24 protein-coding genes and 1 other annotated feature are annotated in these 25016 nt (G+C 38.2%); of the genes, 12 read left to right on the forward strand and 12 right to left on the reverse strand.

Translation table 11 applies throughout. From position 1 onward, the window contains the following. Nucleotides 1-16: 16 nt before the first annotated feature. Nucleotides 17-193, forward strand: coding sequence for a CDGSH iron-sulfur domain-containing protein (locus J2S13_RS00825; protein ID WP_307255795.1), 177 nt, complete (start codon nt 17-19; stop codon nt 191-193). A 46-nt stretch (nt 194-239) separates the two neighbouring features. Here J2S13_RS00825 and J2S13_RS00830 read toward each other — a convergent pair whose 3' ends face one another. Together J2S13_RS00830 and J2S13_RS00835 are read right to left on the reverse strand one after the other, a co-directional pair. Next, nucleotides 240-587: a YolD-like family protein gene (locus J2S13_RS00830; protein ID WP_307255761.1), complete on the reverse strand. Its 348-nt coding sequence runs from the start codon at nt 585-587 to the stop codon at nt 240-242. A 49-nt stretch (nt 588-636) separates the two neighbouring features. Next, entirely contained in the window at nt 637-1899 is a 1263-nt protein-coding gene (locus J2S13_RS00835; protein ID WP_307255762.1) for a Y-family DNA polymerase, read from the reverse strand. Nucleotides 1900-2073: 174 nt separating this feature from the next. On the opposite strand from J2S13_RS00835, the gene J2S13_RS00840 reads away from it, so the two are divergent. Further along, nucleotides 2074-2259 carry a YqzH family protein gene (locus tag J2S13_RS00840; RefSeq protein ID WP_307255763.1) on the forward strand — a complete coding sequence of 62 codons (186 nt, stop codon included), beginning with the start codon at nt 2074-2076 and terminating at the stop codon, nt 2257-2259. 30 nt (nt 2260-2289) lie between these two features. On the opposite strand, the gene J2S13_RS00845 is transcribed toward J2S13_RS00840, so the two are convergent. Both J2S13_RS00845 and J2S13_RS00850 read right to left on the reverse strand, forming a co-directional pair. Continuing rightward, nucleotides 2290-3090 (reverse strand): SDR family NAD(P)-dependent oxidoreductase, encoded by an 801-nt coding sequence (locus tag J2S13_RS00845; protein ID WP_307255764.1) that lies wholly within the window; start codon nt 3088-3090, stop codon nt 2290-2292. After that, nucleotides 3087-4064 carry an MBL fold metallo-hydrolase gene (locus J2S13_RS00850; protein ID WP_307255765.1) on the reverse strand — a complete coding sequence of 326 codons (978 nt, stop codon included), beginning with the start codon at nt 4062-4064 and terminating at the stop codon, nt 3087-3089. Before J2S13_RS00850 ends, J2S13_RS00845 begins: the two co-directional genes overlap by 4 nt. A gap of 407 nt (nt 4065-4471) precedes the next feature. Then, nucleotides 4472-4684 (forward strand) — a binding site (T-box leader). 189 nt (nt 4685-4873) lie between these two features. On the opposite strand from J2S13_RS00850, the gene proC reads away from it, so the two are divergent. Continuing rightward, the gene (gene proC / locus J2S13_RS00855) at nt 4874-5704 is read left to right on the forward strand and encodes a pyrroline-5-carboxylate reductase (protein ID WP_307255766.1); all 831 of its coding nucleotides are present in this window, start codon (nt 4874-4876) and stop codon (nt 5702-5704) included. Between the two features lie 186 nt (nt 5705-5890). Continuing rightward, nucleotides 5891-6913: an NADPH dehydrogenase NamA gene (gene namA / locus J2S13_RS00860; RefSeq protein WP_307255768.1), complete on the forward strand. Its 1023-nt coding sequence runs from the start codon at nt 5891-5893 to the stop codon at nt 6911-6913. Nucleotides 6914-6954: 41 nt separating this feature from the next. Here namA and rnz read toward each other — a convergent pair whose 3' ends face one another. Continuing rightward, on the reverse strand, nt 6955-7878 hold the full coding sequence (gene rnz, locus J2S13_RS00865; RefSeq protein ID WP_307255769.1) for a ribonuclease Z: 924 nt from the start codon (nt 7876-7878) through the stop codon (nt 6955-6957). 242 nt (nt 7879-8120) lie between these two features. Here rnz and zwf point away from each other — a divergent pair, with 242 nt between their 5' ends. The 3 genes from zwf (at nt 8121) to J2S13_RS00880 (ending at nt 10979) form a co-directional block, all read left to right on the forward strand. Then, nucleotides 8121-9620: a glucose-6-phosphate dehydrogenase gene (gene zwf / locus J2S13_RS00870; RefSeq protein ID WP_307255770.1), complete on the forward strand. Its 1500-nt coding sequence runs from the start codon at nt 8121-8123 to the stop codon at nt 9618-9620. Between the two features lie 155 nt (nt 9621-9775). Further along, nucleotides 9776-10393, forward strand: coding sequence for a cyclase family protein (locus tag J2S13_RS00875; protein WP_307255771.1), 618 nt, complete (start codon nt 9776-9778; stop codon nt 10391-10393). A 145-nt stretch (nt 10394-10538) separates the two neighbouring features. Then, entirely contained in the window at nt 10539-10979 is a 441-nt protein-coding gene (locus J2S13_RS00880; RefSeq protein ID WP_307255772.1) for a YueI family protein, read from the forward strand. A 71-nt stretch (nt 10980-11050) separates the two neighbouring features. Here J2S13_RS00880 and gnd read toward each other — a convergent pair whose 3' ends face one another. Both gnd and J2S13_RS00890 read right to left on the reverse strand, forming a co-directional pair. Then, nucleotides 11051-12457, reverse strand: coding sequence for an NADP-dependent phosphogluconate dehydrogenase (gene gnd, locus J2S13_RS00885; RefSeq protein ID WP_307255773.1), 1407 nt, complete (start codon nt 12455-12457; stop codon nt 11051-11053). A gap of 69 nt (nt 12458-12526) precedes the next feature. After that, the gene (locus tag J2S13_RS00890; protein ID WP_307255774.1) at nt 12527-13789 is read right to left on the reverse strand and encodes a DNA polymerase IV; all 1263 of its coding nucleotides are present in this window, start codon (nt 13787-13789) and stop codon (nt 12527-12529) included. A 381-nt stretch (nt 13790-14170) separates the two neighbouring features. On the opposite strand from J2S13_RS00890, the gene J2S13_RS00895 reads away from it, so the two are divergent. The 4 genes from J2S13_RS00895 (at nt 14171) to J2S13_RS00910 (ending at nt 19435) form a co-directional block, all read left to right on the forward strand. After that, complete coding sequence (locus tag J2S13_RS00895; protein ID WP_307255775.1) at nt 14171-15358, forward strand: CaiB/BaiF CoA transferase family protein; 1188 nt, start codon at nt 14171-14173, stop codon at nt 15356-15358. A gap of 13 nt (nt 15359-15371) precedes the next feature. Continuing rightward, nucleotides 15372-16583: an acyl-CoA dehydrogenase family protein gene (locus J2S13_RS00900; protein WP_307255776.1), complete on the forward strand. Its 1212-nt coding sequence runs from the start codon at nt 15372-15374 to the stop codon at nt 16581-16583. A gap of 145 nt (nt 16584-16728) precedes the next feature. After that, nucleotides 16729-18135 (forward strand): APC family permease, encoded by a 1407-nt coding sequence (locus J2S13_RS00905; protein WP_307255777.1) that lies wholly within the window; start codon nt 16729-16731, stop codon nt 18133-18135. Further along, on the forward strand, nt 18110-19435 hold the full coding sequence (locus J2S13_RS00910; RefSeq protein ID WP_307255778.1) for an aminotransferase family protein: 1326 nt from the start codon (nt 18110-18112) through the stop codon (nt 19433-19435). Before J2S13_RS00905 ends, J2S13_RS00910 begins: the two co-directional genes overlap by 26 nt. Before the next feature lie 431 nt (nt 19436-19866). On the opposite strand, the gene J2S13_RS00915 is transcribed toward J2S13_RS00910, so the two are convergent. From J2S13_RS00915 to mce, 5 genes are all read right to left on the reverse strand, one after another. Further along, the gene (locus J2S13_RS00915; protein ID WP_307255779.1) at nt 19867-20181 is read right to left on the reverse strand and encodes a DUF3870 domain-containing protein; all 315 of its coding nucleotides are present in this window, start codon (nt 20179-20181) and stop codon (nt 19867-19869) included. Between the two features lie 177 nt (nt 20182-20358). After that, nucleotides 20359-20841, reverse strand: a complete 483-nt coding sequence (locus J2S13_RS00920; protein ID WP_307255781.1) for a chemotaxis protein CheW — start codon at nt 20839-20841, stop codon at nt 20359-20361. A gap of 177 nt (nt 20842-21018) precedes the next feature. After that, nucleotides 21019-22143: a M20/M25/M40 family metallo-hydrolase gene (locus tag J2S13_RS00925; protein WP_307255782.1), complete on the reverse strand. Its 1125-nt coding sequence runs from the start codon at nt 22141-22143 to the stop codon at nt 21019-21021. A gap of 159 nt (nt 22144-22302) precedes the next feature. Next, the gene (locus J2S13_RS00930; protein WP_307255783.1) at nt 22303-23850 is read right to left on the reverse strand and encodes an acyl-CoA carboxylase subunit beta; all 1548 of its coding nucleotides are present in this window, start codon (nt 23848-23850) and stop codon (nt 22303-22305) included. A gap of 7 nt (nt 23851-23857) precedes the next feature. Next, the gene (mce, locus tag J2S13_RS00935; RefSeq protein ID WP_307255784.1) at nt 23858-24274 is read right to left on the reverse strand and encodes a methylmalonyl-CoA epimerase; all 417 of its coding nucleotides are present in this window, start codon (nt 24272-24274) and stop codon (nt 23858-23860) included. 429 nt (nt 24275-24703) lie between these two features. Between mce and prli42 the strand changes: the two genes are divergently transcribed. Next, nucleotides 24704-24799, forward strand: coding sequence for a stressosome-associated protein Prli42 (prli42, locus tag J2S13_RS00940; RefSeq protein WP_307255785.1), 96 nt, complete (start codon nt 24704-24706; stop codon nt 24797-24799). Nucleotides 24800-25016 lie beyond the last annotated feature (217 nt).

Below are 25016 nucleotides of genomic sequence, written 5' to 3' on the forward strand. Positions count from 1 at the left end.
ATCCATTATCAAAGTCATGAATAACGGTCCACTACGTGTGACAGGAAAAATAGAATTGGTAGATACAGACGGGAATGCTTTCGATACAAAACAAACTTTTTCTTTATGTCGCTGCGGCTTATCAGACAACAAACCATTTTGCGACGGATCGCATAAAGGAAAATTTGAATCTACCGTTCGTGCTGAAGAGTAAAACCAATTAGTTTATAACGCCGTTTCACTTCAAACGGTGTTATAAACTAATTAGATTCCTCTTTATAATCTTTTCCAATTCCAATGATATCCTCCAATTTCAAAGAATGTTTTTGACCAAAAGAATCGATAATTCGCAATTCGTTTTTTAAAAGATTAACATCATGAATATGGCCGATTAGTTTTTTACTTTCACCCTTTTGATAATAGGTAAATTGTAGAGTGGTGTTTTCCTCCATCGCTTCACAAACTACTATATTAAATTCCTCATATTTTTGCTCATCTAGAACCGGTTTTTTAATTTTATTTAAACTCTCATTATATTCTCTTAGTAATTTTACATGTTCTGGTAACATCATCGAAACCCATTTTATATTCCCGCGGTCACGAATCACATTAAACACCTACTTTATATACATTTGATAAAAAGGATATTTTTAAAAATTATCCTTTATGGCCTCCAATTAAATGGGAGCGTTGAAGTGCTGTACCCGCATCTGTATAAGAAATCGCCCGTAATAAAGCATTATACCCATATTTTTGACGAATATGGTCGACAACATAGCCGATTTTTCGCTTTTTCCAACCATTTGGTTCGAATAAGCTTAACTGGACATTCTGGTCATCCACTACGTTCGATAAGGTAATGGAAAGTTGGCGAACCGTTTTTCCAATATAATTTTCGTGAAATAGCTGCAAGCAAATACGATAAATATCCATCGTCACATTTGTCGGTTCCACCACTGTTTTAGACCGATTAAATCCTCCCCCAGAATCTTCATGACTATAACCGACCCCTAAACTAATGGTCCTCCCCGCTTTTTTCTGGGTGCGTGCTCTTCTTGCCACCTCTTCACACATTTCTAATAAAACATGCTTAATTTCCTCTTCTTCTTTATAATCGCGAAGTAGGATCTGGCTTTTGCCAAAACTGATTTGCCCTTTTAAAATCGGTGCCCCAAGTGTAGATAAATCTACTCCCCAAGCATGATAATATAATTGGTTTCCCATAACCCCAAATTTCGTCTCTAATTTTTCCAAATCGAAACGCGCCAGCTGGCCGACTGAAAAAATCCCCATTCGATTCAACTTTTTTTCTAGTCGACTTCCTATTCCCCACATTTTTTTCAAAGGGGAAATGGGCCATAATTTCGTCGGAATATCTTGGTAGGTCCATTCTGAAATTCCTTTTTTCTTCGCCTCTAAATCCAGGCAAAGTTTCGCCATTAACATATTAGGACCAATCCCAATTGCACAAGGTAATTGAAACTCCCTTTCCATGTCGTCCTTTATTTTTTCAGCAATCTCTCTTACATCTCCCCATAAAAGAAACGCCCCATCCACTTTTATAAAACTTTCATCCACACTGTATACATGAATCGCCTCCATCGGCACATAGCGGTTAAAGAGTTTTGTTATTTCAGTTGATACTCGTAAATACGTAGACATGTTTGGCTCCGCAATTTGAATTCGTGGATCTTTCGGAATTTCAAACAAGCGTGATCCCGTTTTAATTCCAAATTCTTTTTTCATTTTTGGAGAAGCAGCTAATACCACACTTCCTGGTCTTTCTTTCTCTCCTACAACCGCTAAATAACAGGTAAGCGGGTCTAATCCGAGCATAACTGCGGAACAACTTGCATAAAAACTTTTTATATCCACACATAAAATCTTATCATTCGGAAGCTGACTGTAATCAGCAGCCATTGCTTTCACTCCTCAATTAAGAACATTTGTTCCTATTATATTCACTATTGTAGGCGAATATTCGTTCGATTTCAACTTGTTTTAAATGGTTGGGAATTCATTATCTTCCATTTCAAAGTAAAAGGCTATGAATATAACGATAAATCATTATAATAGTCTTGAGGTGAAAATGTGATGGAAAGGAAACTCATACAAAAAATGATCCAACAAAGTTTACTCCAATATCATCGGGTGGATTTAATAGAGGAAAAGGAAGATTATACAAGTTTATATAACGAAATTATGAAACGATATATGAATCATGAAGGGGAGATTTTTGAAATTATAGAAGATGTCGTGTATGAATATATTACGACATAAAAAAAGCGCAGATCTCCCGCGCTCTTTCTGTTATTTTTTAAAAAATGCCTTTTTGCCAACTCGTTCGACCATCCGTGGAAATAAAGCATATAACACACTACCGACATTCATCCACTTAGGCAAATTAATTTCCCTTTTATTCGTAAACATCGCTTTCGTAATGGTGGACGCTACTTTTTCAGGATCTAACATCAATTTCTGTATGGATTTTACATAAGAACCAGATTGGTCCGCAATCTCAAAAAAGTTTGTCGCAATGGGACCTGGATTGACAGCCGTTACGTAAATTCCATCACGCGAAAGCTCCATTCGAACACTATTTGTAAAACCTAATACTGCGTGTTTAGTAGCAGCATATACACTCGATTTCGGAGTAGCAAGTTTTCCTGCCTGGGAAGCAATATTGATAATATGGCCGCTTCCTCTCTCTTTCATATGAGGGATAACAAATTGAGTACAGGAAATAAGCCCTAATACATTCACTTGAAACATCCCTTCAATATCTTTCCAACTTGCTTGATGTGCTTCATCAAACACGCCGAATCCAGCGTTATTAACTAATACGTCAACCGATCCCAACTTGGAAAATATAGCGGTGAAAGCCTTCTCTACTTCCGCTCGTTTTGAAATATCAACAGAAAACACAAGTACGCGAACGGAGAACTGTTGTTCAATTCGGTGTTGAATAGCCAATAAATTTGGTTCTCTGCGAGCAAGTAGAGCAATATTGGCTCCATTTTGTGCAGCTTTTAAAGCCATTTGCTCACCAATTCCACCAGAAGCACCTGTAATGACAATATTTTTCCCTTTTAAACGCTTATTCACTTTCATGACCTCTTAGCAGAAAAATATAATATATCATTATCATTTTGATGAACTGTGATTTCACCGAGTTCAAGAAGGTAATCGAGCTGGCCGACTGACTCTGAAATCGTTAAATCAGGTTGTTTTTTATAAATAGCCGGAAATAGTTGTTTACACACCTCAAAAGCCGTTCGTGGTTCATCTTTTAACATCTCTTTCACACTCATAGCTCGTTCATGCTGGCGCCCAAGTCGACGATCAATCAAGTCGTGCATTTTGCTCACTTCTGTCCCATGCCCTGTAAATGCCTTTTCAACTGGAAATTGAAGAACTTTCTTTAAAGAATCATTGTATTGAACTTGTGGTTTAGGCCGTTCCATGTCTGGCTTTCGTGGGGGTTCGAGAAGAGGATTCGATGAAACTGTTGCTAACACATGATCGCCGACAATCATGATTCCATCTTTTTCCCGATAGAAGACAAGATGACTTTGCGAATGTCCGGGTGTTTCGATGGCAAGCCATTCTTCAAGTCCAGGGAGTCGGTCTCCTTCTTTTAGATAGCTTGTGAGAGAGCGTCCTTTGCAACTAAACTTTAATGGAGCTTGCATTTGACGAATAACTGGTTCAGGGTCCCTTGGGAGTCCAAACTGTGTGAAGGACTTGCGATAAAAGTCATGGCAAACCTGTTGAAAATCATCCGTACGAACAGTCCAGCGTTCAGCACCCTCATGAGCAAACACATCAACGTCCTCAGAAAAATAATCTAGCAACCCAACATGGTCAGGATGATGATGAGTAAGGATTATTTGTTCAATATCTTCTGGCGTATACCCTAGCTGCGACAGTTCAAAAACAAAGGTATCCCAGCCCTCCTTCGTGTTGATCCCAGCATCAAAAAGAGTGAGTTTATCCCCTTTCACTACATAAACATTAACGTCTCCTACTGGAAACGGTGTGGGCAAGGAAATTTTTCCGATATTACCAAACCATTGTGCACACATTTTTTCATCCCCTATTTAACATATTTCAAATCTCTTTAGATTTTTCTACTTCACTTGGCTCAATTTTTCTCGAGTTACTTTTTTCATTTTGCTTATTTCCCATTCGCTTTTGATCATTTCCCATGAAGATTTGCACTACTCTTCAGCTTTTTTGCACTTGTTCTCCGTTTATTTAAACATTTCCCACTATAATTGCATATTTCCCGTATTTTTTTGCACTACTAAGTTTATAGTTTAAATTGTTTCATCATAAATGTCATTATTTCCGCATAATTTCACCAGAACATCTGGATAAAATAAAAAAGAAGGGGATTACCCCTTGACGGGCAAGCAACGTTTTTTGCATAATAATAAGTAAATTCAAAAAACAAGTGGGAGCTAGAACTTTTTCTTCCCCTTTCATACACCCAAAAGCTGTGAATAAGATTAGTAAATAGAAAATGGTGAAAGAGAGTGAAGCTCATAGGCTGGAAAGCATCACCGCCCCCTTTTCTATTGAACCTACCTTATGAGCTGTTAGGAAAACCTAAACGTAACCGGCGTTAACGGACATGAGTGTGTAAATGTACTAAATTTACAAACAAAGGTGGTACCACGGAGGAGATCCTTTCGCCCTTTATTACAAGGGTGAAAGGTTTTTTATTTTAAGATAAGCTTTTTTCTAAAAAAAGTGTGGGAGAAGCAGCAATCGATTAATCGCCAGGTTACTGCAAATCCCTATTTTCACCTAAATGTGAAAAAGGTTTAGAAGCTTCAAAAAAGAATACGGAATCAGACTTATCTTTATAAAATAAACAGGAGGAATGAAGATGAAAACGGCCTTTATCGGAGCGGGTTCAATGGCGGAAGCAATCATAACAGGGGCTTTAGTAAATGGAGCACTCCAAAAAGAGGAGATTGTCGTCACAAATCACTCCAATCAGAAAAGACTACAGGAGTTAACGGAAAAGTATAAAGTAAACACAAGCTATGATCACGAAACCATTTTTCAAGGGGCAAAAGTCATTGTATTAGCTATGAAGCCAAAAGATGTGAAAGAAGCATTACAAACAATACAATCTTATGTTACTTCCGATACGTTGATTATCTCTGTACTTGCGGGTGTACCAATGGAATTTATCGAAAGTGAACTAAAACAACAGGTGGCCGTCGTGCGCGCAATGCCTAACACTTCAGCGATGATTGGAAAATCAGCCACTGGCATCTCATTAAATTCAGCTGTTACCGAACAACAAAAGGAACTCGCTCTTCAACTATTCTCTGCGATCGGCTTAACTGTTATTGTTGAAGAACATTTATTAGACGCAGTAACAGGTATTTCAGGAAGTGGTCCTGCCTTTATTTATTATGTAGTTGAGGCGATGGAATCGTCAGCAGAAATACTTGGTCTGGAAAAAGATTTAGCTAAAAAATTGATCATCCAAACATTAACAGGTGCCGCTGGAATGATTGAGACAAGTGGTGCCAAAACGGAAGAATTACGGAAAGCTGTAACAAGTCCTGGGGGAACAACAGAAGCTGGACTCAATGTTTTGAATAAACATAACGTAAAAAACGCCTTTATCGAATGCATTACGGAGGCGACGGCACAGTCGAAAAGATTAGGCAGTCGGTTTCAAAAGCAAGAAATGAAAAAATAGTTCGTTACTAAAAGCAATCGGTCCCTCGCCGATTGCTTCAACCCCCTCTTCAACACTTCAAGACCCCCCATCAACCTTTTCTCCCTTACAATTAAAGTTCCTACCTAGCCTTTTCATTTCCATCAATACCCAAGTCTTGCTATACTTAAAGAAGTTCGGAACACGAAGAAATGGGGAGGTTGAATCATGTCCGTTAAATTATTTGAACCTTATACAATTAAAAATGTAACATTTAAAAACCGTATTGTCATGTCACCCATGTGTATGTATTCAGCACATAATGAGGAAGGAAAAGTTGAAAATTGGCATCTGACACATTATACGAGCCGAGCAGTAGGTCAAGCAGGTTTAATCATGGTCGAGGCTACTGCCGTTACGAAACAAGGATGTATTTCTTCTAAAGACTTAGGCATATGGAATGATCACCATATTGAAGGACTCACAACCTTAGTATCTATGATGAAAGAGCATGGAACTCAAACAGGAATACAGTTGGCACATGCCGGGAGAAAAGCGATGGTAGAAGGTGAAATCATCGCACCATCTGCCATTCCATTCAATGATAAAATGAAAACCCCGAAAGAAATGACAATCGATGATATTAAGGATACGATTCAGGCGTTTCAAGATGGGGCAAGTCGGGCAAAAAAAGCGGGCTTTGACGTAATCGAAATTCACGGGGCTCACGGGTATCTCATTAATGAGTTTTTATCTCCCCTATCGAATAAACGAGAGGATCTCTATGGAGGTAGTCAAGAAAATCGTTATCGGTTTTTACGGGAAATTATTGAGGCTGTTAAAGAAGTATGGGATGGACCATTATTCGTCCGAATATCGGCAAAAGACTATGCTCCAAATGGATTAGATGTAGAAGATTATGTAACAATGACCCGATGGATGAAAAGCCAAGGGGTAGATCTCATCGATGTGAGTTCAGGTGCTGTTGTGCCAGCGAAAATTTCTGTTTATCCTGGCTATCAAGTCACTTTGGCTGAGAAGATTAAGCATCAAGCAGATATGGCCGTTGGAGCTGTAGGACTGATTACTTCTGGTGTTCAAGCTGAGGAAATTCTACAAAACGAGCGAGCCGATCTTATATTTATTGGCAGAGAGTTTTTAAGAAATCCATACTGGCCACTGAACGCAGCAAAAGAGCTGAAATATACACTTGAAAGTCCTATACCATATGAACGTGGATGGAAATTTTAACAAAGTTAAAAAATCCCCTGGGGGAAATTTCCCGGGGATTTTTAGCTTTGAACAATCGGAACTTCTAAAAAGTCATGGGCTAATGTAACAGGAGAAAAAATTTCTTCTGCTTCTAATCGAAGCTGTTCAGCCTCCTCCCCATTATATCTTGAACTTATATGGGTAAGGCATAGCCTTTTTACTTCTGCCTTCTTCGCCGTCATCGCCGCCTGGGCTGTTGTTGAATGGAAATAGTCATGAGCCATTGTTACCGACTCCCGATTAAAAGTTGCCTCATGAACGAGTAAATCAGCATGTAAAGATAATTGAACAGCATTTTCACACGGTCTGGTATCTCCCAAAATTGTGACAACTCTTCCTTTCTGTGAAGGACCAACGTACTGATCCCCTGAAATGATCCGTCCATCTTCCAGTTGAACCGTTTCCCCATTTTTAATTTTCTTATAGATTGGACCTGGGGGTACCTTATCTGCCTTCAGCTTGTCTACTAGCAAAACACCCGATTTATCTTTTTCCGTCATTCGGTAGCCAAAACATGGCAGGGCGTGATCTAAAACGGCTGCTTCTACTTTCATTTGAGAATCTTCAAAAATTACTCCTTCTGAAATTTCAACAATTTCAATGGGATATTTCAATCTTGTACCACTTACTGTTAAACTGGTATGGACGTAAGCGGCAATCCCTTCTGGCCCATAGATTGTAATCGGTGTCTCTCCACCTTGAAAGGAACGACTACCTAATAATCCAGGTAATCCAAATATATGATCACCATGTAAATGGGTAATAAAGATTTTTTCAAGTCTACGTGGTTTTAATGACGTGTGTAAAATTTGGTGCTGCGTCGCTTCTCCACAGTCAAATAACCAAATGGCACCTCTCTCTTCTAGCATTTTGAACGCTATTGAAGTAACATTTCTAACCTTCCCTGGAACCCCAGCACCTGTTCCTAAAAATAATAATTCCAAAACATTTTCTCTCCCTTCAAATGATAGAGGGCTATAATTTATTATTCTGACATAAAAGGAGAGCAATCTCCACTAAAATCAAATTTATTTCCCATTGTCATTAAGTGTGAGACTGAAAATATTAGGGAACAATACAACAATGAATCCATCAGGAATAGTTGCGCTTAAATGGACAAATAGCTAAAATTAAAGACTCATACAGTACATTTTTAAGTTTTTTCCAGAAAAGTGAGGTCATAACATTGAAACAGACGGATACTCCGGCTTTAACCATTATCTTTGGAGCAACAGGTGACTTAGCTAAAAGAAAACTATTCCCCTCTTTATATAATTTATTTAAAAAAGGGGAAATTTCTAACCATTTCGCCTGTGTAGGGGTGGCTAGACGACAATGGACAGAACAGCAATTTCGAAACCATGTACGGGAATCTGTTATAGCTGCGATCCATTCGAATGAACAGATGGAAGAGTTCCTTTCTCATTTTTATTATCAATCACTTGATGTCACGAATACAGAAGCATATATTGAATTACTGCAGCTGGCTAATCAGTTAAATACGAAATACCATCTTAACGGCAATCGGATGTTTTATTTAGCTATGGCACCAGAATTTTTTGGAACCATTGCTGAACATCTAAAAAGAGATGGACTCACGGATACAAACGGATTTAGTCGTCTTGTTATTGAGAAGCCATTTGGGCATGATTTACAATCGGCCAAAGCATTAAATGAAAAAATCCGAACAGCCTTTCGTGAAAGTGAAATATTCCGAATAGATCACTATCTTGGAAAAGAAATGGTTCAAAATATCGAAGCCATTCGTTTTGCTAATGCCTTATTCGAACCGTTATGGAACAGTCGATACATATCCAATGTTCAAATTACAACAAGCGAAACCCTCGGAGTCGAAGAACGAGGTCGCTATTATGAAAAAAACGGGGCTTTGAGAGATATGGTTCAAAATCATGTACTCCAAATGGTCGCCTTACTTGCGATGGAACCACCAATTAAATTAACAACCGATGAAATTCGCAGTGAAAAGGTGAAGGTTTTGCGTGCTATGCGTCGCATTGAAGGTCAAAACATTCAGCATTTTTTTGTCCGGGGGCAATATGGCGCTGGCAAAATTAATCAAGAACAGCAAATTAGCTATCGAGAGGAACACAATGTCGACCCAGAGTCCGATACAGAAACATTTGTTGCAGGAAAAATATTAATTGATAACTTCCGTTGGGCAGGTGTCCCCTTCTATATTCGAACTGGGAAAAGATTAGCAAAGAAATCAACGAAAATCGTCATACAGTTTAAAGATATTCCGATGAATTTATACTATCAAACAGATCAGCCCCTTACTCCAAATCTGCTCGTCATTCATATTCAACCTGACGAGGGGATCACATTGTATTTAAATGCGAAAAGAGTCGGTCCATATTTAGATCGTACACCTGTAAAACTTAGCTTTTCCAATAATAGATTCAATGGAATCAATACACCTGAAGCATACGAAAAACTTCTATACGATGCGTTAAGAGGAGATGCAACGAATTTTACCCATTGGGATGAAGTAGCCTTATCCTGGAATTTCATTGACGCAATCTCCCATCATTGGGCAGAGACAACAGAGAAATTCCCGAATTATGAAGCAGGATCGATGGGGCCAAAACAAGCAGATCAACTATTAGAACAGGATGGCTTTTTCTGGTGGCCGATCGATTATCTTGATGTAGATGAATGTAAATAACAAACGCTTCGACCATCGGCATAGATTTTTGGAGTTTTCGACTGAGATAAAGGAAACACTGAAAGGTAGTCCACGAGCTGAAGTTGACTTATCGTAGGGAGAAGACGGAGAAATTTTATCATTTTCTAAGCAATAAGAAAGGGTGAATCTTTTAAATGAAGATTTATGATATTACAGCACCTATTTATGAAGGCATGAGCGTATATAAAAATAAACCAGAAAAACAACCGTCGATTACTCAAAAAACGAATGGGCATGTTACGGAATCACGTATATGTTTAGACGTTCACACAGGTACTCATGTGGACGCCCCTCTTCATATGATGAATGAGGGAAAAACAATTGAAACCATCAAAATTGAACAACTTGTCCGTCCTTGCAAAGTAATCGACTTGACCGAAGTTAATGAAAAAATTACAGCAATAGATTTACAAAAAAAAGATATTCAAAAAGATGATTTTATCCTTTTGAAGACAAAGAATTCATTTGATAAAAAATTTAATTTTGATTTTATATATTTGGCAGAGGATGCTGCTCACTATTTGGTGGATGTTGGAATTGCGGGGGTCGCAATTGATGCTTTAGGGATTGAACGCTCCCAAACCAATCATCCCACCCATCGAGCCTTACTAGGAAACGATATTACGATCATCGAAGGCGTACAATTAGCTGACGTACAAGCTAGATCTTATTTTATGGTGGCTGCCCCATTGCCTATTCAAGGAACAGATGCCGCGCCCGCCCGTATAATACTTATTGACGGGGCATTCTAACCATTTGGTCACTTGAATATAGCTTTCTTTATCCAACTAGACATTCATTTGTTTATGCTCTTTCACCTGTTCTCATTTCTAGAAGCTTTTGAAAGAGTAAAAGATGAAAACATTAAGAAAAATGGCATAATTAGGTGGTGTTTATTTGAATAATCCGAATGTAGAAGATTATTTACAAAATGGAATCTATGGTCAAAAGGAAATCAAACCGGCAGAAAGAAAAAAATTCCTAGGGACATTACGTGAAAGAGTGGAAGGTGCCTTAACGATTGGGCAAGTGATGAAGAAAGAAATCTATTCAGAAGTAAAACAATGGATCCAAACAAATAAAGATGTCCAGATGCTTTTAAACGGAAATATCGATTATTCTTATTTATCAAAATATACTCAACTCGCTGATCAACTGAAGATTCGTTACACAATCGTTCATAATCAAGAGGCTGAAACAAATGTCGGTCTTGTGATTACCCACCCACATGCAGTTGAAAAAGAATCAATTTGGATCAACGAATCAAAGGAAAAAAAACTTCAAAAGAAAAAATCCAGCAGCTTTTTTCATAAGTTCATCCATTTTATCAAAAAATAGGATTTCAAAAAAAGCAAGGCTCTTTATAATCCATCATCGACTTAAAAGAGCCTTAGCTTTTTACTATTTGTTTAAAACCATTTCGTATGGAAATGCCCTTCTTGGTCCACTCGCTCATACGTATGGGCACCAAAATAATCACGCTGAGCTTGAATCAAATTGGCTGGTAGAAATTCAGCACGATAACTATCATAATAGGCAAGTGCCGCTGAAAAGGCAGGCACGGCAATTCCTAATTTAACTGCCGTCGCAATCACTTCCCGAAGTGCTGCTTGGTAATTTCCCACAATTTCCTTAAAATATGGATCTAATAAAAGATTAGCTAAATTCGCATCACGATCAAACGCTTCTTTAATTTTCTGTAGAAACTGTGCGCGAATGATACAGCCGCCACGAAAGATCATCGCAATATCCCCCAGACGTAAATCCCAGCCATATTCATCTGAAGCGGCCTTCATTTGGGCAAATCCCTGAGCATAAGAGCAAATCTTACTCATATACAACGCTTTGCGTACCGCTTCAATAAATATTTGACGGTCCCCCTCGAATCCATCCATGTTTGGCCCCTTTAATAATTGACTTGCATGGACTCGCTCTTTTTTTAGGCTTGATAGAAATCTAGCAAATACAGACTCCGTGATAAGCGGTAATGGAACCCCTAGGTCTAATGCGCTTTGACTTGTCCATTTTCCTGTTCCTTTTTGGCCTGCTTTGTCTAAAATCATATCCACTAATGGCCTACCTGTTTGTTCATCTTTTTTCGTGAAAATATCGGCGGTAATTTCGATTAGATAGCTATCCAACTCTCCCTTATTCCAATCTGCAAAGACCTCATGAAGCTCTTCAGCCTGTAATCCTAATACATTTTTCAATAGAAAATAGGCTTCGGCAATTAACTGCATATCCCCATACTCAATTCCATTATGTACCATTTTTACATAGTGCCCAGCACCATCTGGTCCTATATACGTACAGCATGGTTCGCCATCTACTTTTGCCGAAATATCTTTTAAAATGGGGGCTACTAAATCATAAGCCGCCTTTTGTCCGCCAGGCATAATTGATGGCCCCGTCAAAGCCCCTTCTTCACCACCTGAAACCCCTGTGCCAATGAAATGGATGTCCAATTCATTTAAATCTTTGTTTCGGCGTCTCGTATCTTGAAAGAATGTATTTCCCCCATCAATGACGATATCGCCTTTTTCTAATAATGGTTTCAATTGGGCAAGTGTCTCATCCGTTGGGAGACCTGCTTTTACCATTAATAAAATTTTTCGCGGGGCTTCTAAAGATGAAACAAACTCATCTAAAGTATAGAACCCTTTAAGATTTCTCCCATTTGCTTCTTTTAAAATGGAATCGGTTTTATCACTTGAACGATTATAGACCGCAACGGAATATCCCTTACTCTCAATATTAAAGGCAAGATTTTTTCCCATCACTGCTAATCCGATGACACCTATTTGTTGTTTAACCATCATCCGCCATCTCCCTTCATGGTAAATTAGAACTTCTTAACAATTGAATGAAACGTTTATCTTCACAAACTAGTCCTCTCTATTATAGAGAAAATCTTTGTTGAAACTCGTATCCTTTTCTGTTGAAAACAGCTTCTGTTCTTCAGTTACATCGATTCCTTTTGTAATAATATTTTTCCCATATTTATCTTGAAGATGCTTCACAGTATCAATAAGTGGCTCCAATTTTGCTTTTTCCTCATAATTAAATAAATTTAATTGTTCTGAACTAGCCGTTTTTTCAAGTAGTTCCTGTGCGGTAACCCCAAGCAATCGTACAGCATTTAAGTTCCAATGTTCAAGGAATAGTCGTTTAGACGCGGCAAATATCTCCTCTTTTGTGAAAATAGGAGTAGGTAGTTTACGACTTCTTGTAATCGTTTTTCGATTTTTATATCGGATCATAATGGCAATGTTGAAGGAAACCATTTTTTTATGCTTTAAACGAATAGAAACTTTCTCTGCTAATTTCCGGAGTGTTTCTAATAGCTCTTTTTGATTAGTCAAATCCATCGGCAATGTAATCGAGTTTCCGACACTTTTAAATTCATTAACTGCATTCGGATCCACTTTTCTCGAATCGTTTCCATTGGCCCGTTCTTTCAATCGAATTCCATTAATCCCTAACAAGTTTCTTAGTTGTAATTCATTTGCCTTCGCTAGATCCTGAATCGTAAACACTTGTATCGTGTTCAGTTTTTCAGCTGTTTTCTTTCCAATGCCATGCATTTCAACAACAGGTAGTGGCCATAATTGACGGGGGACATCTCTTTTTCTTAAAATCGTAATTCCCATCGGTTTTTTCATATCGGAAGCCATTTTGGCCAAAAACTTATTGGGTGCAATTCCAATGCTACAAGGTAAATTTAATTGTTCCATTATTCTCTTCTGGATCATTTTTGCAATATGGACTGGAGAGCCAAGTTCGAAACAATCCGTAATATCTACATACCCTTCATCGATTGAAACAGGTTCCACCCAATCAGAAAATTGTCGCAATATCGCAAACATTTCTTGGGAGGCTGCACGGTAACGATCGAAATTAGGTCGGCGCACGATTAAATTTGGACATAGCTTTTTGGCTTCCCAGAGGGGCATCGTCGTTTTCACACCAAATTTTCTTGCTTCATAACTACATGTTACGATAATTCCCTTTCTCTCTTTCGGATTTCCCGCAATTGCTAATGGCTTTCCCCGGAGTGTCGAATCATAAGCCATCTCAACTGACGCATAAAAACTATTCATATCCACATGTAAAATAACTCGACCATTTTTCGGATAGAGCTCTCGCATCATCGTCACTTCCTAATAGATCTTGTCTATATTATACCAATCAAACATATTGATCATAAAATACGATATATTTCAAAACTAATATAAAAATCAAGTAAAAAATAAAAATGTAAAAAAATATTCAAAAATATATTTACAAACTATTCAGAATTTTATATGATTAAACATAAGGAATAGACATTTAAAGCTTGAGTACAAATTTTAAACCAAATTTGTTTAAACGAGCTATCTTTATATTTTAATCAAATGAACTGTTCAGTCTGCTCACTCATCCTACAAGATCGGTTCCAGCAGATAGAAGCCAGTAAATTCAATTCGCTTACATTACAAGTGAATTTGAAATTACTGGTTTTTTTATTCATTAGGAAAGGAGGGAATTCATTGTTCAGTGCCTTAAATGGGGTTAAAATTCTTGATTTAACTAGAGTGCTTGCGGGTCCTTATTGCACAATGATTCTCGGGGATCTAGGAGCACAAGTCATTAAAGTGGAGGCGCCTGGAGGAAGTGATGAAACCCGTGGATGGGGACCGCCCTTCCAAAATGGCGTAAGCGCTTACTACTTATGTGCAAACCGAAATAAAAAAAGTATCACCATTGATTTAAAAACCGATGAAGGGAAAAAAATCATTCAAAAACTAATAAGTGAATGTGATGTCATCATTAATAATTTTAAAACGGGAACGATGGACAGACTTGGCCTTGGATATGAGTCCTTAGCTAAAATAAACCCGAAAATTATTTTCTGTTCGATTACAGGATTTGGCGAAACTGGACCTTATAAACATTTACCGGGATATGATTTCATTATCCAAGCCATGAGTGGTTTTATGAGCATCACTGGTGAGGAAGATTCAACTCCGCAAAAAGTAGGCGTTGCCATTACAGATGTTCTGACTGGTTTATACGCATGTATAGGGATTCATGCTGCCCTCTATGAAAGGGAGCAATCAGGGACTGGCCAGAAAATTGACGTATCGCTATATGATACAGCTGTTAGTTCTCTCGTTAATATTGCAAGCAATTATTTAATGTCAGGAAAAATTCCAACTCGGCTTGGAAATCGTCACCCTAATATCGTTCCTTATCAAACCTTTCAAACGGCCGATGGCGAAATGGTGATTGCCGTTGGAAATGACCGTCAGTTTGCTCATCTTTGTTCCATCATTGGGTTGCCAGAATTATCCCAAGATCCGCAGTTTTCAACAAATCCGAATCGAGTAACACATCGGGAAACCTTAATTCCTATTTTACAAAATGAATTCATTAAGAAGCCAACAGCCTATTGGCAACAATTATGTCAGCAAAATACGATTCCTTGTGGACCGATTCAAAGTATGGAAGATTTAGTTGCTGACCCACAGTTACAAGCAAGGGAAATGTTTTTATCGATGAACCACCCGGAAGCTGGAGATATTCGTCTTGTCGGCAGCCCTTTGAAATTATCAAAAACACCGCCAACTTTTGAAAAGCATCCACCTATGCCAGGTGAACACACGGAGGAAATTTTAACACAATTAGGATATTCCGCTGCAACCATTGCAGACTTACAAAAAAATCAAATCATATAGGAGTGAAAATACAATGAATTTTAATTTATCTGAGGAGCAACAATTATTAAAAAATACTGTAAGAAGTTTTGTTGATAAAGAAATTATGCCTTACATTGGGGAATGGGATGCAAAAGGTCATTTTGAAACAAATATAATGTCAAAATTAGCCGATCTTGGTCTTATGGGCGTTTGTATTCCTGAACAGTATGGTGGAAGTGGGATGGACTATAACGCATTAGCAATTGTATGTGAGGAATTAGAACGTGGAGACACAGCATTTCGAACAGCAGTGTCCGTCCATACCGGTTTAAATAGTCTAACCATTTTCCAATGGGGAACCGAAGCACAAAAACAAAAGTATCTTGTGCCACAAGCAAAAGGGTTAAAAATAGGAGCATTCGGATTAACAGAGCCTGGGGCTGGTTCAGATGTCGCTTCCATCAATACAACCGCTAAAAAAGAAGGCGATTACTATATTTTAAACGGGCAAAAAACATGGATCTCCCTTTGTGATGTGGCCGATCATTTCCTTGTATTTGCCTATACAGATAAGTCTAAAAAACATCACGGTATTTCCGCTTTTATCGTAGAACGAACAATGCCTGGCTTCTCTTCAAAAGCGATTAAAGGAAAGCTTGGAATTCGCGCTGGAAATACGGGCGAAATATTTTTTGATAATGTAAAAGTCCCGAAAGAAAACCTTCTAGGTCAAGAAGGTGAAGGATTCAAAATTGCCATGTCCGCTTTAGATAATGGCCGCTTTACAGTTGCAGCTGGAGCCGTTGGACAAATTATGGCGTGTTTAGAAGCAAGCGTCAAATATTGTCACGAAAGAAAAACATTTGGAAAAGAGATTGGAAAACATCAACTTGTTCAACAAATGATCGCGAATATGGAGGCTGGACTTCAAATGAGCCGCCTGCTTGTTTATCGCGCCGGCGAGCTAAAAAATCAAGGAAAACGTAATACTAGAGAAACATCTCTTGCAAAATGGCAAGCATGTGATTTTGCCAATAAAGCAGCCGATGATGCGGTTCAAATTCATGGAGCATATGGCTATTCAAATGAATACCCAGTTGAACGTTATTTACGTAACTCAAAAGCACCAGTCATTTATGAAGGGACAAGAGAAATTCATACGATTATGCAAGCAGAATATGTCCTTGGTTATCGTGAAGATAAACCGCTTAATAATATGTTGCCATCATGGCCTTTCACTGAAAATCCAGTCTCAAGTCTTTAAAAACAGCTAAGTGAAATAATTTGCACACTGGGGGGCTTCCCCCCCTCATATTCCAAATGATGTAGAAATCTAGCATTGGGATGGGTTAAAAACATGAAACCGAAGCCATCAAGGTGCCTGTAAGAAAAAAACAAAGGAGAATGCTATGAATCAAAATAAAGATTTTAATAAAGTCTTATCCCGCGTAGATGTTTTAGTTTTAGCTTTTGGTGCAATGATTGGCTGGGGTTGGGTCGTTCTTTCGGGTGACTGGATTTTAAAAGCCGGTTCTCTTGGATCGATGATCGCCTTTTTCCTCGGAGGGATTCTTGTCATTTTTGTCGGTTTAACTTATGCTGAGTTGACAACGATTTTCCCAAAAACTGGAGGTGCCTATTATTTCGTTAAGGAGGCTCTCGGAAGACGTCTTGCATTCGTTGTTTCATGGGCTCTTTTATTTGGCTATATTTCAGTAGTAGCCTTTGAAGCTGTTGCCTTGCCGACCGTTATTGAATATATTTTCCCCAATTATCAACTAGGTTATATGTGGACACTTGCCGATTGGGATGTATATTTCTCCTGGGCGGCAATCGGGATGGTTGGATCGATTATTATTACGATCATTAACTGGATTGGAGTGAAGCAAGCAGCTGTTCTTCAGTTAGTGTTAACACTTACACTCGTTGCTGTTGGCCTTCTCTTAACATTTGGCTCATTTACTGGCGGAGAAGTAAAAAATATGGAACCTCTGTTTGTCGGTGGTAGTGCTGGTTTAATGACCGTATTAATTATGACCCCCTTTTTATTTGTCGGTTTTGATGTCATCCCACAAGTAGCAGAAGAAATGAATATTCCGATGAAAGCAATTGGAAAGATTCTTATTTTATCCGTCAGTTTTGCTGTTATCTGGTACATCCTCATTATTCTTGGTGTATCACTCGGTCTGAATACGAACCAATTAGCTAATGCCAAATTGGCGACAGCGGATGCAATGGCAGCCGTTTTCGGTTCACAGACCTTTGCCAAAATATTAATTCTAGGCGGAATTGCCGGGATCTTGACAAGCTGGAATGCTTTTATTATCGGAGCAAGTCGAATCATGTACGCCATGGCAAAAGAAGGAATTTTGCCCAAATGGTTTGGTGAAATTCATCCAAAATACAAAACTCCTAGCAATGCGATTCTTGTCATTGGAATTCTATCAACACTCTCACCGTTATTGGGACGTCCTGCACTCGTTTGGTTTACAAATGCGGGGGGACTCGCGATTGTTCTCGCATACTTTTTTGTTGCCTGTGCTTTTCTTTACTTACGAAAGGACCAACCAACATTACATCGCCCATTCCGAGCAGGAAAAAGTCCTTTCGTCGGTTGGACCGCCCTTATTTTATCCATTGGCTTTATCACATTATACATGCCAGGAATGCCGTCCGCTTTGGTTTGGCCGTACGAATGGGTTATAACACTTGTATGGTGGATCATAGGATTCTATTTCCTATTTAAAATACCAACACAAACAAAAGTAATAAATGAAGGAGAGATTCAAAATGATCAAACAACCAACCTTAACTAATGAGTTAGTAGAACTTGATAAAAAGCACTTTATCCATCCTACCTCCTCTATTAAAGAGCAACAAGCAAATGGTCCTGCTATCATTTTCAAAGAGGGAAAAGGAGTATACTTAACAGATGTAAATGGTCAAACATATATTGAGGGAATGGCCTCCTTATGGAATGTCAATATTGGATACGGACGAAAAGAACTTGCACAAGCTGCTCAAGAACAGATGGAAAAGCTTGCATTCTCCTCTTGTTTCGCAACTTTCAGTAATGAACCTGCTATTCGTTTAGCTGAAAAAATAGCCCAAATTACTCCTGGGGATTTAAATGCTGTCTTTTTCACTTCTGGTGGTTCTGAATCAAATGACACCGCTTACAAATTGGTGCGACATTACTGGAAGCTGAAAGGACTGCCGAATAAATCAAAAATTATTTCTCGTCAAAAAGCGTACCATGGTGTAGCAGTCGGTGCAACGAGTGCGACAGGTATTGAGGGATTCCAAAATATGACTTCATCACTTGCACCAGATTTCTTACATGTCGATCCTTTTTCAACAGAAGCGGTAAGGGCAATAATTGAACAAGAAGGTGCCGATCAAATTGCTGCCTTCATTGCTGAACCGATTCAAGGTGCCGGTGGAGTAAACATCCCTTCAAACGAGTATTTCCAAGAGATACGCCAAATTTGTGACGAGCATAATATTTTATTGATCGCCGATGAAGTCATTACAGGCTTTGGTAGAACAGGTAAAATGTTTGCGTGCGAACACTGGAATGTTGTACCTGATGTGATGTTGATTGCGAAAGGAGTTACAAGTGGCTATATCCCATTAGGTGGGGTCGTTATCCGCGAGAAGCTTCACAAGGAATTTATTGAATTATCAGAAGGAACATTACTTCATGGATTTACCTATAGTGGACATCCTACCTCTTGTGCAGTTGGACTTCGCAATATTCAAATCATTGAGGAAGAAAATTTAGTTGAGAACTCAAGAAAAATGGGAGAGGAACTTCACAAACAGCTAAAATCATTACAAAGTGAATTACCTGTCATCGGTGAAGTTCGTTCATTAGGATTAATAGGTGCGTTGGAAATCGTGAAAAATCAAAAAACAAACGAACGCTTCCCAACAAAAGTCTCCGCTCTTGTCGTCAGTGAAGCTAGAAAACGAGGACTCATATTAAGAACCGTTACATTTAATGAGGCAGATACAATCGTATTTGCTCCACCACTCATTATCAATAAACAAGAAATTGAAAAAGTGTTCGAGATCTTAAGAGCTTCGATTATAGAAGTAACGAAAAATTTATGAAGAACAAATGCGTAAGCGCCTGCTCAGCGGCGTACGGATTTCATAGTCTTCGACTGAGATAAAGGAAACACAGCGAGGTCTTCCACGAGCTGATGTTGACTTATCGTAGGGAGAAGGCGGAGAAATTCGCTAGCCGATAGGCGCTGAAGCTAGACGTCAACAAATGCGGAAGCGCCTGTTCAGCGGCGTACGGATTTCATAGTCTTCGACTGAGATAAAGTTCCTAGACAATAAAGAATGAGGCTATCCCCTATCTTTTAGATGCTAACGGGATAGCCTCTTATTTGCTAATATAGAAGGGGTTGAACAAAAAAGGAATGAGGAAATAATTAACCAATAGTGGGAATACCGATAGGGAAACTTTAGAGCCATCGGCAATCGACCGGTGGCCTTAGGTTTCAAAAGGAGATGTATGATCTACTTTCTGGCCTTTAAGAAACTTTATGTAGAATTCTGTACTGCTTGTATAAATCTTTTAAAGCTGAAGTTAATGCATTGCATGCTTTTCCTAAGTAATGATTGTTTAAATGAATGAGTGGTTCTTCAATTCCATCTTGCAAACTATAACCTTTTAATAAGTTCGAAATATAGCTTCTCCCGTGCTCTGTCGCCAATGTACAAGAAGCATTAATAATTACCCCGTATTTTTTGTCCACTTCTGCTGTGATTGTTAAGGTTTCATAAATACTCTTTGCAGCCATTCCAGATGGTAGTTTAGCATGTCCAGCAATAAAATGTGTTCGCAAGTATACTCCCCCTTTAAACATTCTGAATATTCTTCTATTTTAGCATAAGAATAAAAGTCCATGTGAAAAGACATTTCTTCTACTTTCGTCAAATTTCACCAAAGGCATAGGAATGCTTTTTAGGAAGAGAGTAAGCTAAAAAGAGGCAATTTATCACGAGATTACATCATTCTTCACTTATTCTACGTTCCCATCATCTGACCGATAGTTTGTCATATAGTCTTCTATTTCCTTTATCCCATCTAATGAGGAAACAAGAATATCTGGATCTATCATGGTGATGAGTCTGTTTTCTAAATGAACGACAGATGAAAAATACTTTGTCTTTCCATAAGCGATGAGACCTACTTGTTTTATAGAGCCAGGAGGAATATTGATAATTTCCTTTGCCTCCTTCACAAAGATTCCAAATGTAAGAGAATCCGTTCGAATGACAATTAAACGACCATCATCTAGTCGATTTAATTCTCTCTCATATAGCAAATATTCAAAGTCAATGATAGGAATTAATTCATTTCTAACTTTCACAACACCTTTTACATAACCTTGTAAATGTGAAAGCGGATGAATAGAATCGATTTTTTCAATTGAAAGAACGTGTTCAATCGGTAACGAGTATTCTTCTTGCCCTGAAAAAAATACAACTGCCTGATCCTTCAAAACTAACCCCCCTTATCTCTTATTACCCATTACTATTTTACCATATCTCCCGTTGGAAATCATGGGCTTCATTTGTGGGTGATTATAAATGGGCCATTCCTCTTTTGATCTATTCAAAAACAGCTAAAAAAAAGATGAGAACCACAAACGATGGCTCCCATCTTTTTCAAAAAGCATTTAGTTCCCATTAGCAACTTCTTCAATAATGGCAACCGTCATTTCGGCAATTTTTACCAATTCCGCAATCGGCATTTTTTCACTTGTCGTATGAATTTCTTCATAGCCTACGGCAAGATTAACAGTAGGGATACCAAATCCTGCAATAACATTCGCATCACTGCCCCCACCGCTCGTTAATAGTTTACATGGACGGCCAATTTTTTCTGCTGCTTTTTTAGCAATCTCGACAACATGATCCCCTTCTCCAAATTTAAAGCCAGGGTACATGACCTCAACATTTACTTCTGCTCTTCCACCCATTTCCTTAGCTGTTTGGATGAACGCTGTTTTCATTTTTTCAACTTGAGCTTCCATTTTTTCGTTTTCTAAAGAGCGAGCTTCAGCTAAAATATCCACGCGATCACATACGATATTCGTTGCTCTTCCCCCTTCAAAACGGCCAATATTAGCTGTCGTTTCCTCATCAATTCGGCCAAGAGGCATTTTGGCAATTGCTTTCGCTGCAATCGTAATGGCCGATACACCTTTTTCAGGGGCGACACCAGCATGAGCTGTTTTTCCATAAATGACTGTTTTAATTTTGGCTTGTGTAGGAGCAGCGACAATAATATCTCCTACTGTACCATCACTGTCGAGCGCATAGCCATATTTAGCCTTTAATAAGGAAGAATCTAAAGCTTTAGCTCCTACTAAACCTGATTCTTCTCCTACGGTAATGATAAATTGGATTATACCATGTTGAATATTTTGTTCTTTTAATTGACGAATCGCTTCAAACATAGCAGCAAGACCTGTTTTATCATCTGCTCCCAATATGGTTGTTCCATCTGAAACGACATAACCTTCTTTAATAGAAGGCTTTACATTAACCGCGGGGACCACTGTATCCATATGGGAAGTAAAATAAATCGGATCCACTCCCTCTTTATTCGCATCCAATGTGCAGATTAAATTTCCCGCACCATGACCGGTTTGTTCTTTTGTTTCATCTTCATATACATGAACATCTAGATCCTCAAATTTCTTCTTTAATACTTTAGAAATTTCAGCTTCATTTGTCGTTTCGGAATCAATTTGTACCAATTCTAAAAATTCATTTAACAATCGCTCTTGATTCACCATATGTATACCTCCAAAATATGTATTCACCCATTTAGTATACCGCTTAAATTTAAGGGAAACAAATAATTAAAAATCCCCCTAAGGTTAAAACAGATTTATTTTTTCATCTGTCTACCTTAAGGGGAGCATATCAATTACGCTTGAATTTCTTATATGATCTTACAACGGAATATTACCGTGTTTTTTCTTAGGACGTTCTTCTTTTTTCTTTCTCATCATTTCTAATGCTTGAATTAGTTTAATACGAGTATCTCTTGGTTCAATTACATCGTCCACCATACCACGAGCAGCTGCAACATATGGGTTGGCAAATTTTTCACGATATTCTTCAATTTTTTGGGCTCTTGTTTCCTCAGGATTTTCACTTTTTGCGATCTCTTTTGCAAAAATAATATTCGCAGCTCCTTGAGGTCCCATTACGGCAATTTCCGCATTTGGCCATGAGTATACTAGATCTGCTCCAATTGATTTACTATTTAAAGCAACATAAGCTCCGCCATAGGCCTTTCTTAAAATAACAGTAATCTTAGGAACAGTCGCTTCTGAATAAGCGTATAAAATTTTAGCACCGTGACGAATAATTCCACCATGTTCTTGTTTTATACCAGGGAAGAATCCAGTAACATCTTCAAACGTAATAATCGGAATATTAAAGGAGTCACAGAAACGTATAAAGCGAGAGGCTTTATCAGATGAATCAATGTCTAAGCCCCCAGCCATAAATTTCGGCTGATTACATACAAGACCTACAACTTCACCCTTAATACGTGCCAAGCCGATGACAACGTTTTTAGCAAACTCTTTTTGAATTTCTAAAAACGAACCTTCATCTACCACTTGTTGAACCACCTTACGAACATCATATGGTCTAACAGCATCGAAAGGAACAACGTCGGCGATATCTGGGCGATCATCTTCTCCTTCTTCTGCAATTATCGGCGGCAGTTCTTCATTATTTTGTGGTAAATAACTTAATAATAAGCGAACATGTTCAAGCACCTCTTCCTCACTACTTCCACGGAAGTGGGCATTACCACTTACTGAGTTATGTACTTTTGATCCACCTAAATCTTCTGAAGAAATTTTTTCACCTGTAACCGTCTCAATAACTTTTGGACCTGTAATAAACATTTGGCTTGTTTTGTCAACCATGAAAACAAAATCAGTAATAGCCGGTGAATAAACTGCACCACCTGCACAAGGTCCCATAATCACTGAAATTTGCGGAATGACTCCAGAATAAATAGAGTTTCGGTAGAAAATATGTCCATAGCCGTCTAAAGAAACAACCCCTTCTTGAATTCTAGCACCACCAGAGTCATTTAAACCGACAAATGGAGCGCCATTCTTAGCAGCTAAATCCATGACATTCGCAATTTTCTTTGCATGCATTTCCCCTAATGCTCCACCAAAAACGGTAAAATCTTGTGAGAATAGATAAATAGGACGTCCATTTACCTTTCCGTAACCTGTAACAACCCCATCACCAGGGCCTTTCATTTCATCCAATCCAAAATCAGTACAACGATGCTCAATAAAAGGATTTAATTCAACAAATGTACCAGGATCTACAAGAAGGTCGATACGCTCCCTTGCTGTTAACTTTCCTTTTTGATGTTGTTTATCAATTCTCTTGTCACCGCCCCCTAATTCTATCTCACGGCGACGATCGTATAAATCACTGATGCAACTATAAATGTCTGTCATCTTACTGTTATTCTCCCTTCTTATTATCCTTTTCACAAAGTTCAACTAAAACCCCATGGGCTGATTTTGGATGCATAAAAGCTACTTGAGCGCCCCCTGCTCCTTGTTTCGCTTGCTCATTAATCATCCGAATTCCTTTATCTTTCATCTCTTTAATACGATCATTAATATTCTGAACGCCTAAGGCCATATGATGAATTCCTTCTCCTCGCTTTTCAATAAACTTGAAGATGGCACTTTTTTCACTCATTGGCTCCAGTAATTCTAATTTTGCATTTCCTGCATCAAGAAAAGCTACGCGTACTTGTTCAGATTCTACTTCCTCTGTTTTTAGTAATTTCAATTGGAGTTGATCTGTGTAGAATGGTAAGGTTTGTTCTAAAGACCGAACCGCAATTCCAATATGATCTACTCGATTAATCATTTCTCTGCCCCCTAAATGTTGTAAAAAATCGCAAATTGAAAAATCTTCTATCAGTTAATCATTAATCCCTGATAAAAGTGATATTGTATTTATCTACCTTTTTTGGGCGTGACCCCTCTTTATCTCTATTTTTTTAAGGTTCTTTTCTAAAATTAAGTGAAGGAATTATTACATATTGCTGTTATAAAATTCACTCACTGCAAAAGCTAACAATGTATACGAAAATTCCTTTTTTAAAAAAATAGTCACTCTCCCAAAATTGAAAGATAAAACTTTATACAATATTCGATAAAAATGTCGAAATTCCTTCCTTTTTCTTTAAATTTTAAAAAAACAGATTTTTCTAGTTTTCATTGATAGACAAAAGGAAAATAGATAAAATAGAATGAGAAGAACTGTAAAACAATTGATTAGGAGAGAATTTAATCAATGAGAAATAAACGAATTCAAAAAACAGTCGTATATCTTATGATTCTTGCTATGGTCGCCTCTACCGTAATGGCGGGATTAGCTATGTTTTTCTAAACAAAGTGCAAATAAATCGACAGAGATGATTCCATTAAGGATGACCCGAAATTTTCAAAACTATTCCTTTTTCGGTGTCATCCCCTTTTTTTATGTCTAGCTTCAGCGCCTATCAGCTAGCATATTTCTCCGTTTTCTCCCTACGATAAGTCAACATCGGCTCGTGGACTACCTCGCCGTGTTTCCTTTATCTCAGTCGGAAACTACGAAATCCGTA

It is taken from the genome of Oikeobacillus pervagus (assembly GCF_030813365.1).
Classification (GTDB): Bacteria; Bacillota; Bacilli; order Bacillales; family DSM-23947; genus Oikeobacillus; species Oikeobacillus pervagus.

Bases quoted from the DNA above. Each gene is read 5' to 3' on its own strand.
- J2S13_RS00825 (WP_307255795.1), top strand. From the start codon at position 17: ATGAATAACGGTCCACTACGTGTGACAGGAAAAATAGAATTGGTAGAT.
- J2S13_RS00835 (WP_307255762.1), bottom strand. From the start codon at position 1,899: ATGGCTGCTGATTACAGTCAGCTTCCGAATGATAAGATTTTATGTGTG.
- J2S13_RS00840 (WP_307255763.1), top strand. From the start codon at position 2,074: ATGGAAAGGAAACTCATACAAAAAATGATCCAACAAAGTTTACTCCAA.
- J2S13_RS00845 (WP_307255764.1), bottom strand. From the start codon at position 3,090: ATGAAAGTGAATAAGCGTTTAAAAGGGAAAAATATTGTCATTACAGGT.
- J2S13_RS00850 (WP_307255765.1), bottom strand. From the start codon at position 4,064: ATGTGTGCACAATGGTTTGGTAATATCGGAAAAATTTCCTTGCCCACA.
- proC (WP_307255766.1), top strand. From the start codon at position 4,874: ATGAAAACGGCCTTTATCGGAGCGGGTTCAATGGCGGAAGCAATCATA.
- namA (WP_307255768.1), top strand. From the start codon at position 5,891: ATGTCCGTTAAATTATTTGAACCTTATACAATTAAAAATGTAACATTT.
- J2S13_RS00875 (WP_307255771.1), top strand. From the start codon at position 9,776: ATGAAGATTTATGATATTACAGCACCTATTTATGAAGGCATGAGCGTA.
- gnd (WP_307255773.1), bottom strand. From the start codon at position 12,457: ATGGTTAAACAACAAATAGGTGTCATCGGATTAGCAGTGATGGGAAAA.
- J2S13_RS00890 (WP_307255774.1), bottom strand. From the start codon at position 13,789: ATGCGAGAGCTCTATCCGAAAAATGGTCGAGTTATTTTACATGTGGAT.
- J2S13_RS00900 (WP_307255776.1), top strand. From the start codon at position 15,372: ATGAATTTTAATTTATCTGAGGAGCAACAATTATTAAAAAATACTGTA.
- J2S13_RS00905 (WP_307255777.1), top strand. From the start codon at position 16,729: ATGAATCAAAATAAAGATTTTAATAAAGTCTTATCCCGCGTAGATGTT.
- J2S13_RS00910 (WP_307255778.1), top strand. From the start codon at position 18,110: ATGATCAAACAACCAACCTTAACTAATGAGTTAGTAGAACTTGATAAA.
- J2S13_RS00925 (WP_307255782.1), bottom strand. From the start codon at position 22,143: ATGGTGAATCAAGAGCGATTGTTAAATGAATTTTTAGAATTGGTACAA.
- J2S13_RS00930 (WP_307255783.1), bottom strand. From the start codon at position 23,850: ATGACAGACATTTATAGTTGCATCAGTGATTTATACGATCGTCGCCGT.
- mce (WP_307255784.1), bottom strand. From the start codon at position 24,274: ATGATTAATCGAGTAGATCATATTGGAATTGCGGTTCGGTCTTTAGAA.
- prli42 (WP_307255785.1), top strand. From the start codon at position 24,704: ATGAGAAATAAACGAATTCAAAAAACAGTCGTATATCTTATGATTCTT.